The organism is Psychrobacter sp. M9-54-1, from assembly GCF_016613355.1.
Classification (GTDB): Bacteria; Pseudomonadota; Gammaproteobacteria; order Pseudomonadales; family Moraxellaceae; genus Psychrobacter; species Psychrobacter faecalis.
In genome coordinates this window covers 1-11,554 of sequence record NZ_JADGFW010000053.1, presented here as the reverse complement: position 1 = coordinate 11,554, position 11,554 = coordinate 1, and the positions used below count along the sequence as shown (strand labels likewise).

The following is an 11,554-nucleotide window of genomic DNA, read 5'->3' as shown; positions in this document are numbered from 1 at the left end:
TGTTTGGCATGGTTCCTAAAAAGTTATGAGTGTCTTCCTATTTTAATTCCCTTTGCTACTTTTGCAAGAGGTCTAATATATACAAGATGAGGAACTATCAAAATTTGAGGCTAAGTTACTAAGAACAATGCAACTTACTGTTGACTCAAGGTTCGAAGCTGGTAAGAGGCTAAAAAGACTGAGTAAGGTTGGTTTTATAACCACTACTATCATCTCTTTAGGATTGATATTAATTCCTCTCTTAACTGTGGCTGGACATAATGCTGTTTTTTCACAATTTACCCTAACAAGTTTTCAGATATTTCTAGCGATATGCGTACTAGTATATTCGGTTGCAACATCTACGGCCAAGTATGAACTCAGAAGTAAAGACTTTTATCAATGTGCAGATGAGATAAAGGGAATCTGTCAAAAGTATCAACATGAAAAAATTGTTTGTGAACAAATGGAAAAAAATATTGATATCTTATCATTTGAGAAGTTGTATAGAGATGCATTGAATGGTACTGAAAGTCACGAAGATATAGATTACATCAGAGCAAATAAAATTAGGAAAGAAAAGAAAGAAAAAAATGCTGAAATTAAATTGATAGAAATCATACACAATTTTTTAGACTCTAATATGAAAAATTCAAAAGAAAAAATTGTTTCATTTTTTATGAATTACAGTGCATCTTTCTTTTTATGTATAATCGAACTTTTATTTGTTTCTGATATGCTAGGTTTGACGAATGCATTGACTTTTCTACACGAATAAAAGATTTTTAGATATTTTATGAATTAGATTTTTACTTAGTAAATAACAATTGACAAAAGTTGCTGGGCTATAACCATAATATGCGCTTTAGCCCATGAGAACCAAATTAGAGTTAGTTGTAAATTCTACTGACTTGCTTCATCCCGACGAAACGTCCACGTTTTATCGTCAGACAGCTCATCGACATAATAATAGCCTGCTAAATCAAACTGCTTTAGCTGCTCTGCATTGGTCAGCTTATTGTCAGCTGCGTATTTCACCATCAATCCACGTGCTTTTTTGGCATAAAAACTAATCACTTTATATTGACCATTTTTCTCATCTTCAAATCTTGGCGTGATAATTTCAGCATTTAGCGCTTTCTTTTTTATTACCTTAAAATACTCATTAGAAGCAAGGTTAATTAAAACTTTGTCCTCACTATCTGCCATACGTGCATTGATAGTATCAGTCACTTCTTCGCCCCAAAACTCGTAAAGATTATCCCCGCGCTCATTTTTTAGCTTGGTGCCCATCTCTAGGCGATATGGCTGGATTAAATCGAGCGGTTTAAGCACACCATAAAGCCCTGACAAAATACCCAAGTGTTCGTTAACGTAAATAGCAGTATCTTTGTCCATCTGATACATATCAAGCCCAGTATAAACATCCCCATCAAATAAATAACCCGCTGGTTTGGCGTTGTCGCCTGTAAAGGGACTATTTGTACTCCAAGCCCAGTCTTGATTACGTTTAGCATTAAGCTGCGCCAAATCGTCAGAGATACTCATCAGCTCTTGTAAATCGATCGGCTCTTTGGCTTTTAAGTTTTTCATGAGCACCTGCGCATGCTCAATCAGTTCGGGCTGACTATAGTAATTACCGAGGTTAACGTGTACAGCGTCTTTCTCGTTAAGCGATTTGGCAGGGGAGAGTAAAAAATACATGGTTATTCCTTATTATAGTGAATGAGTTGGTGTTCCATTGAGCTGTCAAGTTTTCTTATTATACGTTAGGCCGTATTTTATCTTGACTTAGTCATAGCAGTTTTGTATTTTTAAGCGTCATCGTAGACATATGTCAAACCTTAAGCCAATTTTTATATTTGTCGTGAGCTAATAGCTTACAGGCTTTGCGCGCTTTTGGAAAAAATAAAAGTTTTTAATATAACAATAAAAGTTATGATGATGGTGTAAATGCCTAACTTTTTATTTTACTTGTGGGTCATCATTAGGCAATGAAAGTTTGCAGATGTTATCTCTATAATAAAAAGGCATGATGGCAAAGGAGCTATCATTTATTAAATTGATAATCTTTGGTCTTAAGTTCTTAACCAACCGTGACCAAAGATTTTTTTGTCCCCTGTGCTTTTTAAAGATGCGTTGCGGGTGTTAAAAGATAGTCATTAAACGTGAGTATAGTCATTTGACGTAAGTAAGGAGACGGTATGAAGATTGGTGTTATTAGTGCAGATAGCGCGAGTGAAAAACGGGTAGCGCTAACCCCAGACGCGGTAAAGAAATTACGTAAACTAGGGTTTGAAGTCGTCATTCAGTCAGGTGCAGGTCAAGCAGCGTATTACGCTGATGAGTTGTATCAGGCAGCGGGTGCTGATATTGCCAATAGTAGTACCGAGGTCGTCAACCAAGCGCAAATTATTACTACCGTCAATGATTTGCCAGCAGCGGTGACTGAGCATTTAACAGCCGGTCAAGTGGTTATTGGTATGCTTGACCCATATCGCAATAGCCAGCTAGATACTTATGCGGCCAAAGGTGCCACCGTCTTTGCCATGGAATTATTGCCACGTACTTTGTCACGTGCGCAAAACATGGACGTCTTATCGTCACAAGCCAACCTTGCCGGTTATAAAGCGGTATTGCTTGCCGCCAATGAATACTCGCGTCCATTTCCGATGTTTATGACCTCAGCGGGTACAGTGAAACCTGCCAAAGTGGTTATCTTAGGCGTAGGGGTAGCAGGTTTGCAGGCGATTGCGACGGCGAAGCGTTTAGGTGCCGTTGTTGAAGCCAGTGATTTGCGCCCTGCTGCTAAAGAACAAGTGGAATCGCTTGGCGGCAAATGGCTTGACGTGCCAATGAGCGAAGACGAAGCGCAAAAAGCCAAAGCCACGGGCGGTTATGCATGGACGCCCTCTGAGCAATATATCAAAGATCAGGCTGCTGTCGTAGATAAAGCCTTGAGCAACGCAGATATCGTCATTACCACCGCGCAGATTCCTGGACGTAACGCGCCGCGCTTGGTGCATGGGGCAACGCTTGCCAAAATGAGAGCTGGCTCAGTGCTGATTGATATGGCCGCTGGCACGGGCGGCAACGTCGAAGGCAGCGTGCCTGATGAAACCATTACCACGGCAAACGGTGTGCGTATCGTTGGGGCGGCCAATATTCCATCACAACTGGCGGCGCAGTCTTCAGATTTATATGCCAATAACCTTGTTAATTTTATCACTACTTTAATGGCTCCTGCAGCTAAAGACGACGCTTCAGCGAAAACGCTGGCACTGAATTTAGACATGAATGATGAGATTCAAGGGGCGTTAGCAGTGACGCATGACAATCAAGTACGTCTTGCTAAACGCTAAGCCTTAAATATCCAGTCTCGAATTTCATTACCTTACATTTGCCAGACACGAACAAATTTTTAGGAGGATTAGATGATTGCCACTATTTTAGCGGCAGCGCCAGCGGGTGCGGCCATGAGTAGCACACCGTTTGTAGCGATTTTCACGGTATTCGTGCTCGCTATTTTCGTCGGATATTACGTCGTTTGGGGCGTCACGCCAGCACTGCACACGCCACTAATGGCAGTAACCAATGCCTTATCAAGTATCGTTATCGTCGGGGCGATGCTACAAACCGTCACCATTGACGGCGCGATGTTTACCCCAACCAGCTTGCTCGGTGCCTTTGCAGTATTTTTAGCCAGTATCAATATTTTTGGTGGTTTTGCGGTGACTGAGCGTATGCTGGCGATGTTTAAGCCAAAAGTAAAAAAAGCGCCAGTGCTTGAAACTGCGACGACTGAAAGTGGAGGCGATGCATGAGCGATTTAACAAATATGATTGCAGCAAATGCAGATTGGTTTTACTTAATCGGTGCTATCCTTTTTGTCTTAACGTTGCGTGGTCTTTCTAGTCCAAAAACCGCCATTCGTGGCAACCGCTTTGGTATGGTAGCGATGGCAATTGCAGTTGCAACGACCTTTTTCTTAGCCGAAGGCCCTGTGCTGTGGTTAATCATCGGTGCCATGGTATTGGGTGCAGTCGTCGGCATGTGGAAAGCAAAAACGGTCGCCATGACCCAGATGCCAGAAACCGTTGCTTTGATGCATTCATTCGTAGGCTTGGCAGCAGTGGCGATTGCCTTAGCGACCGTACTGCATACTGAGCAACAGCATGGCGCAGTCGCCCGTGCTGAACTGTTTATTGGTTGTTTTATTGGTGCGATTACTTTCTCAGCGTCTGTTTTTGCCTTTGGTAAATTAGCCGCAAAAAGTTGGGCAAAAACCCTAGTAGGCGGCTGGGTAAAACCCGTACAAGCGATTCTATTTATTGCTATGATTGGTTTTGGTATCGTCTACTTTATGACCGATTCATTGCCAGCTTTCTATGCGATGGCAGTATTAGCCGTAATATTTGGTTGGATGTGGATTGCGCCAATCGGTGGCGGTGATATGCCCGTGGTTGTGTCGCTATTGAACTCATTTTCAGGTTGGGCGGCAGCGGGTATTGGTTTTACCCTTGGCAACTCGATGCTAATTATCGCAGGGTCGCTCGTTGGTTCGTCAGGCGCGATTTTATCTTACATCATGTGTAAAGCCATGAACCGCTCATTACTAAACGTTTTATTTGGTGGTATGGGTACGGCAGCTGCCGCTACAGGCGCAGATGATGGCGCACCTAAAAACTACAAAGCAGGTTCGGCAGAAGACGCAGGTTTCCTCATGTCTAATGCCAGCAGTGTGGTGATTGTACCGGGCTACGGTATGGCGCAAGGCCGTGCTCAAAACGCGGTCAAAGAATTGTATGAGCTGTTAAAAGAGGAAGGCGTCAATGTGCGCTTTGCCATTCATCCGGTTGCTGGTCGTATGCCAGGCCATATGAACGTACTATTGGCGGAAGCTGACGTGCCCTATGATGACATTCTTGAGATGGATGAGATTAACTCCGACTTTGCTAGTACTGATGTGGTCTTAGTCATTGGTGCCAACGACGTCGTCAATCCATCGGCAAAAGATGATCCATCATCCCCAATCTTTGGTATGCCAATTTTAGAAGTCAATAAAGCGCAGACGGTCATGGTTATCAAGCGTTCAATGAGTACGGGCTATGCAGGTCTTGATAACAGCTTGTTCTATATGGACAAAACCATGATGATCTTTGGTGATGCCAAGAAAATGGTTGAAGAGATGGTACGTAGTATCAATGGCGGCGGTCATTAATTGCTAATCATCTACTAATAATATTTTCACGAAAAAAGTCACTGAGGTGGCTTTTTTTGCGTTAAGGTAGGCAGCATTTATCAAAGCTATATTTACTCATAATTAATACAGAATAACCGTGCAGAGATTTCCTTTATGAACATGTTGATACGTTTTTTTATTATGGTCAGCTTATTAAAGCAGCAGCTGAAACAGCAAACGGCTAATGAACACCTAAGTGTCGAGACATTAACCAAACCAATTGTACGCCATTATCGCGTATTGCCACACGATATGGGCTTTCGCGATCATTTGCCCAACTATCGCTACTTGTCTTTTATCGAGTTAAATATCACTAAATGGCTGATGGCCTGCTGTCATCAAAAAGGGATTAAAAATCTCGGCTGGATTATTGCCATGCAAGAAATGGTTTATCTCAAAGAAATCAAATTCCTGAATAAAATGACGGTAAATAGTACGCTTGTCGGCTGGGATAAAAAATACGTCTATTTTGAAACGCGCTTTTTTGTAAAAAATCAGCTCATGGGTGTTGGTATGACTAAGTTTGTCTTAAACGATAAAAAAGGCAAATGTGTACCAGAGATATTGGATATGACAGGTGAGCAGACAAATGAAGTCATTGTTTCTTGGAATCAGCATCAAGTAGCGATTAAATCTGCAGAAACAAAATAAAAAGATAAAGCAAAAAGTTAAAGCAACAAAGGCGGTATAACGAACTTGTCTATAATCAGTTGGCGAATTTTGATAGGATAGGGGTTAGTAAGTGAGCAAGTAAAGCGTTAGACAAACATTATACAAACAACTGGTCAAACTAATCTCTAGTTTGATGAAAGCTATAAAATAAATAACAGTTAAGGAGCTACCATGAGCCCGCAAAAACTAAAATGGACAGACAGCTTAGATATCGCTATTGAGCTTTATGAAAAATTCCCTGAGACCGATCCGCAGTATATTCGCTTTACTGATTTACACCGCTGGGTGACGGAGCTAGAAGGTTTTGATGATGACCCGCAAAAATCAAATGAGGGTATCCTAGAAGCCATTCAAATGAATTGGATTGATGAAGCGGATTAAGGCAGTTATGCTCATTTAATCGCACATCAAATAAAAATCACACAGCACAACAGGGCAGGCAGCATCATGACGTCACAAATTAAAGAGCTACCCGAAGCGATAGCTTGTAAGGGTATCAGCGTACGTACCACCAATCACGCTGAAATCAGCCACGAAACGGCAAAATTAGGCCGCTTATGGCAAAAGTTCTATCAAAACTACATGGGTGATTTGCCTGAAGATCAGGATATTTATGGTATCTACCACAATTATGAAAGTGCTGATTTAGTAGGGGCGTTTGATGTTGTCGCTGGTTGGGAAGTGGGCAATGAGCAGGTGCAGCCGGATAATGCGGCGGTCGCCAATAAGAGTAATCTTGTAACAATAGCCATTCCCGCAGGGAAATACTTAGTCTTTTCAGAAACAGGTAATATGCCTAATACCGTCATGAATGCGTGGGAGAAGGCTTGGGAGTACTTCAACGACCCAAGCTGTGAGTATACTCGTAGTTATAATGTCGATTTTGAGCACTATATTGATGGTAATTTAGAGTATGGGCAAGTGGATGTTTATATAGGGATTGAGTGAAGCTAGTAAGTAGCTTAATTGACTTGTGTTGTTCAAGTCCTTATCGATAAAAGATCATAATAAAAAAGCGCCAAATACGAAGCAGATGGCGCTTTTTTTGTTTCTATAGATTATGTCTAATCAAGCAGCAGATTCTCTAAAATCCCTTCATATATCTGCGCCAATCTGCCCAAATCATCTACTTCTACCTTTTCATCGACCTGATGAATCGTGGCATTACGTACGCCAAGCTCAACCACTTGTGCACCGGTTGGCGCGATAAAGCGTCCATCTGATGTACCGCCAGACGTTGATAACGTGGTATTGATATCAGTAACTTTTTTAATCGCTTGCTGGCAGGCCGTTACGAGTTTGCCTTCAGGGGTTAAAAATGGCTGACCGGATAATTTCCATTGGATATCATAACTGGCTTTGCTGTTCTCAAAATGCTTATCAAAAATAGCATGGGTTTTTGATTTTAGCTCATCTGCGCTCGTTTCTGTGGAAAAGCGGAAGTTAAAGATAACGGTTAGCGTTTCAGGAATAACGTTGGTTGCGCCTGTACCGCCATTGATATTAGAGATTTGCAAAGAAGTCGCAGGGAAATACTCGTTGCCGTTATCCCAAGTGGCGTTGGTTAATTCTGCTAATGCCGCCATTGCCGCATGAATCGGATTGCAAGCCAGATGCGGATAGGCAACATGACCTTGTTTGCCAGTGACGGTCAGCTCGGCGCCCAATGAGCCGCGGCGACCGTTTTTAATGATATCGCCAAGCGTGTCGGTACTTGATGGTTCGCCAACGAGGCAATAGGTGATTTTCTCATTGCGCGCTTCAAGCGTTTCAATGACTTTCACCGTCCCATTGATGGACGGGCCTTCTTCATCTGCGGTGATTAAAAAAGCAATAGAGCCATTGTGCTGAGGATGATTAGCGACAAAACGCTCGGCGGCAACGGTAAAAGCAGCAATGCCGGTTTTCATATCAGCGGCACCGCGCGCCCATAAATAACCATCGGCAATGGTGGGTGTAAATGGCGGATAAGTCCAATTGTTTTCATCACCCGTAGGCACGACGTCGGTATGACCAGCAAAACAAATAACCGGATCGGTGATGCCACGGCGCGCCCAGAGGTTTTTGACTTCCGCATGTTCGCCGCCTTGGTTTCTCTCACCAAAATACATAAACTCGCAATCAAACCCAGCCTGCGTCAGGCGCTCTGACAATATGTCTTGGCAGCCATCATCATCGGGGGTAACGGATGGACGTTCAAGTAGGGCGATACTTAGCTCTAGTGTTTGCTGTTGATGGGTTTTACTATTATTTTCTGAACTCATGACAGTCCTAGATATGTTGTTTTGATGTTTATAATTTGAGGTCTGAAAAAATTTAGTTTTTATCCAAGTCAATTTTTTCATAATCGCCGTAATATATTGCTAGATACTCTGTAATGCACTTTTCGGCTGGGCTATTACTATAATTTTTAACTTTTTCACTGTTGTAAGCATGCACATAGCCAGCTGCAGAAATCACATTACCCATTTTATAACTCGTTCCTAATAATCTTAAAGTCTTATGATGACTATTAAAAGTTGCATGTCCTTCGGGAAATACAGGTGTCATCCATCTGCTTCCATCAAATGCAAGTAAACACCCATCCTCATATTTGAATTCAGTAGTAATAACAGTCGGATTAATTATTAGAGGTTCTTCAGGCATGGATTTTGGCAAATAATAGGTAAAAAATAACTCATTGTCTTTTTGAATAGCGGCTTGATGATTAAGCGTCTCGCAGCTCACGATCAGAGGGAGTATAACAAGTAAGAGCAAGCTTCTAAATAAGGTTTTATGCATTGTCATTATCCTTAATTAACAAGGCTTATTTAAAGTAATAGCTAATGGATTTTAAATATTATCCTCAACAAAAGGCACCAAACCATCACGGCGCATCCACGTCGCGATAGAATAACGCTGCCGATGGGCGATTTGCACTTGGTGTTGCAAGTCACTATCAAATATGACCAGTCGATTGGCAACAGGCATGACATTATGGTGGACGCCATGTTTGTCGACGACTTCTAACGCACCGCCATCACTATCACGCCAATCATCATTGAGATAAAACACCGCCGAGATAACGCGCTCATCACGTCCAGCCGGATTATCGCTATGCCATTGATAGCCAAAACCTACCGGATAACAAGCGTAATGTGCCTCACTATGGCGAATACCAGCAAACAAGCTTTGATTGAATAAAGCAGCAAGCGCATTGATACTTTGTAAATAATAGTAGCCTGCAAAGAAGTTTTCGGTAATCCAGCGAATGCGATCACCGCGAATATTGCTAACCCGAATGCCAGCCGTCAGCTCGGCGTCACGATAGTCAATAAAACCGCTCTCAGACTGCAGAGCCAATAGCGCTTTATTTTCAAACACATCGTCAATAATCATCCAGCCATCGTCTACAAACGTATCTAGCTGTTTATCGGTTAGCTTATTTTGCCAATCGACATCAAAGTCCGAAAATTGTAATTCATGCTGAGTGAGTAGCGTTTGCCTTTCGTCATCGCTAGGTGGGTATAGTAGTGGCGGGTTATCCGCTCCAATCGGATGATCGACGACTAACTGTGTCACTTCAAGATTGCTAATAATCTGCGTCATTTTGCCTCGCCGTTATCAATAAACATGCCATTCACTGTCAATACACAGCCAATCCATGCCTTTTTACCAAAACCATCGTTATCTTTTACTCTGCCTATGCTACCATAGATGCAATTTTTCTTATTTAAACTTTTGATCTTATGAACTATAAACACGCCTATCATGCCGGTAACTTTGCCGATGTCGTTAAACACATTTTATTGGTACAACTGCTGAATCAATTGGGGCAAAAGAACAAACCTTTTTATGTGCTTGATGCTTACGGTGGTCGTGGACTGTATTCGCTCGGCAGTGAAGAGGCGCGCAAAACAGGCGAAGCCAAAGGCGGTATCCAAGCTTTGTTAAAAGCCGACATCGAAAAAGCACCGGCGGCCGTCAAAGACTATATGGAAAGCATTAAGCAAGCGCGTTTCACGTATGATAAAAAAGTCTATCCTGGTTCACCTTGGTGGATTGCCCATCATGTTGAAAAAAATCCTGATGCCGGCGTGCGCGGTGAAGCGTTTGAAGCCAAAGCCAGTGAATACGATGCACTAAATTATCAGCTCCATAAATTGCCGATTGGTATTCATCATCGCAATTCTTTTGAAGGTATCGCTGCGGTGATTCCACCAAAAGAGAAGCGCGGTTTGATTTTTCTTGATCCGCCTTACGAGCAAGAGCATAAAGACTTCACCCGCCTGATTGACCTATTGGTACATTCTTATAATAAGTGGCCACAAGGTACTTACGCGTTATGGTATCCAATTAAAAACATGGAAGCGGTTGAGCTGTTTTACAAAAAGCTAAAACGGACTGAAATGAGACGTCAATTGGTCTGCGAGCTCAATATCTATCCTAACGACATCGCTGTTGGTCTAAATGGTACAGGGTTACTCGTTATCAATCCGCCTTGGCAATTTGACAATCACGCACGTGAGATTTTGCGTTTCTTACAGCCGGTGTTAAAAGTTGCGGATGCCCCAGACATGTCTCCTGATAGTGCCACTAATGTGCGCTGGCTGGTCGGCGAATAAGGATATCGTTATGACGACGAATCAATCATCAAGTAGTATGGGCAAAGATAGCCTTGCAAAGGACAGTCTGGTAACCGACAAGGTTATGAATGACGGTTTGGTAAAAGAGCCGCTCTTACAGGATAGTGCTGCCACTCAGCCGCCTTTTGTCGATGAGCATGAGTTCAATATTCGCCTAGCGGATAATGACAATTATGATGGTTTGACCTTTGAGGTGATTGAAGCAGAGGTTGCCGAAGGTAAGCGTGTGGTTAGTCGCGGTGTCTATTTAGCGCCCAATCTGATTACCACTTTATCTCTGCTGTCGGGTTTTTATTCTATTTTAGCCAGTACTCAAGGCGAATTTTATAAAGCCTCACTGGCGATTTTCTTATCCGCTATCCTTGATGGTGCCGATGGGCGTGTTGCGCGTATGCTTAATGCGCAAAGTCCTTTTGGCGAGCAGTATGATTCACTCGCTGATATGTTGGCTTTTGGCGTTGCGCCTGCAATCCTGATTTATAGCTTTGCTTTAGAGCCGTTAGGTCGTATTGGTCTTGGTTGCGCCTTCGTCTTTACCGCTTGCGCCGCGTTTCGCTTAGCACGTTTTAATGTGCAAGTTGGTATAGTCGATAAAAAATACTTCGTCGGTTTGGCAAGTCCGCTCGCGGCTATCTTAGTTACGGCTGCGGTAATGGTTGCGGTCGATCATAATGAATGGGTCGGACAATACGATACTGCCATCATGTTCCTATTTGCGGCATGGGTGGTTATCTGCGGCTTATTGATGGTCAGTAATGTTAAATACTATAGCTTTAAAGAGTTCGATAAAAAGAAAGTGCCATTTGTTGTGCTTATCATTGGCGTATTGGTCATGAGTATCATCTTATATGATATCCCAGTAGGCATCTTAGCCATCGGTATCATCTATGCATTATCAGGTATCGTAACCACCTTAAAGAGTAAAATGTAAGACTAAAGCCAAAATCTCAGATTTAATTCCTAAGCAATCAAGGGGTTAGAAGATATATCAATTTAAATTTTCAAACCCCCTTGACCCCCTACTAAAAGCGCGTAT

Annotated in this window: 13 protein-coding genes; 9 read left to right on the top strand and 4 right to left on the bottom strand. The window is 42.5% G+C overall.

Going from position 1 to position 11,554, the window contains the following annotated elements; genetic code table 11:
* Window positions 1-79: 79 nt before the first annotated feature.
* Complete coding sequence (locus IQ457_RS13365) at window positions 80-757, top strand: SLATT domain-containing protein (protein ID WP_342343318.1); 678 nt, start codon at window positions 80-82, stop codon at window positions 755-757.
* Between the two features lie 125 nt (window positions 758-882).
* Here the strand turns inward: IQ457_RS13365 and yaaA are convergent, their stop codons facing one another.
* On the bottom strand, window positions 883-1,683 hold the full coding sequence (yaaA, locus tag IQ457_RS13360) for a peroxide stress protein YaaA (RefSeq protein WP_200663872.1): 801 nt from the start codon (window positions 1,681-1,683) through the stop codon (window positions 883-885).
* 500 nt (window positions 1,684-2,183) lie between these two features.
* On the opposite strand from yaaA, the gene IQ457_RS13355 reads away from it, so the two are divergent.
* From IQ457_RS13355 to IQ457_RS13330, 6 genes are all read left to right on the top strand, one after another.
* Complete coding sequence (locus tag IQ457_RS13355; RefSeq protein ID WP_200663871.1) at window positions 2,184-3,341, top strand: Re/Si-specific NAD(P)(+) transhydrogenase subunit alpha; 1,158 nt, start codon at window positions 2,184-2,186, stop codon at window positions 3,339-3,341.
* Between the two features lie 114 nt (window positions 3,342-3,455).
* Window positions 3,456-3,803, top strand: coding sequence for a proton-translocating transhydrogenase family protein (locus IQ457_RS13350; protein ID WP_200663874.1), 348 nt, complete (start codon window positions 3,456-3,458; stop codon window positions 3,801-3,803).
* The gene (locus IQ457_RS13345; RefSeq protein ID WP_144297700.1) at window positions 3,800-5,200 is read left to right on the top strand and encodes an NAD(P)(+) transhydrogenase (Re/Si-specific) subunit beta; all 1,401 of its coding nucleotides are present in this window, start codon (window positions 3,800-3,802) and stop codon (window positions 5,198-5,200) included. Before IQ457_RS13350 ends, IQ457_RS13345 begins: the two co-directional genes overlap by 4 nt.
* Window positions 5,201-5,335: 135 nt before the next feature.
* Window positions 5,336-5,872, top strand: coding sequence for an acyl-CoA thioesterase (locus tag IQ457_RS13340; protein WP_200663870.1), 537 nt, complete (start codon window positions 5,336-5,338; stop codon window positions 5,870-5,872).
* A gap of 192 nt (window positions 5,873-6,064) precedes the next feature.
* Window positions 6,065-6,274, top strand: a complete 210-nt coding sequence (gene iscX, locus IQ457_RS13335; RefSeq protein ID WP_144297698.1) for a Fe-S cluster assembly protein IscX — start codon at window positions 6,065-6,067, stop codon at window positions 6,272-6,274.
* Between the two features lie 66 nt (window positions 6,275-6,340).
* Window positions 6,341-6,841: a GyrI-like domain-containing protein gene (locus IQ457_RS13330; RefSeq protein WP_200663869.1), complete on the top strand. Its 501-nt coding sequence runs from the start codon at window positions 6,341-6,343 to the stop codon at window positions 6,839-6,841.
* 116 nt (window positions 6,842-6,957) lie between these two features.
* On the opposite strand, the gene dapE is transcribed toward IQ457_RS13330, so the two are convergent.
* Genes dapE through IQ457_RS13315 form a run of 3 tightly spaced genes read right to left on the bottom strand, consistent with a single transcriptional unit; the run spans window position 6,958 to window position 9,481 of the window.
* Entirely contained in the window at window positions 6,958-8,157 is a 1,200-nt protein-coding gene (gene dapE, locus IQ457_RS13325; protein ID WP_200663868.1) for a succinyl-diaminopimelate desuccinylase, read from the bottom strand.
* A gap of 52 nt (window positions 8,158-8,209) precedes the next feature.
* A complete protein-coding gene (locus tag IQ457_RS13320) occupies window positions 8,210-8,674 on the bottom strand; it encodes a hypothetical protein (RefSeq protein WP_200663867.1) in 465 nt (154 codons plus the stop codon).
* A 51-nt stretch (window positions 8,675-8,725) separates the two neighbouring features.
* Window positions 8,726-9,481, bottom strand: coding sequence for a 2OG-Fe(II) oxygenase (locus IQ457_RS13315; RefSeq protein ID WP_200663866.1), 756 nt, complete (start codon window positions 9,479-9,481; stop codon window positions 8,726-8,728).
* 140 nt (window positions 9,482-9,621) lie between these two features.
* Here IQ457_RS13315 and IQ457_RS13310 point away from each other — a divergent pair, with 140 nt between their 5' ends.
* Together IQ457_RS13310 and pssA are read left to right on the top strand one after the other, a co-directional pair.
* Complete coding sequence (locus IQ457_RS13310) at window positions 9,622-10,497, top strand: 23S rRNA (adenine(2030)-N(6))-methyltransferase RlmJ (protein ID WP_144297694.1); 876 nt, start codon at window positions 9,622-9,624, stop codon at window positions 10,495-10,497.
* Between the two features lie 10 nt (window positions 10,498-10,507).
* On the top strand, window positions 10,508-11,449 hold the full coding sequence (gene pssA / locus IQ457_RS13305) for a CDP-diacylglycerol--serine O-phosphatidyltransferase (RefSeq protein WP_144297693.1): 942 nt from the start codon (window positions 10,508-10,510) through the stop codon (window positions 11,447-11,449).
* Window positions 11,450-11,554: the final 105 nt, after the last annotated feature.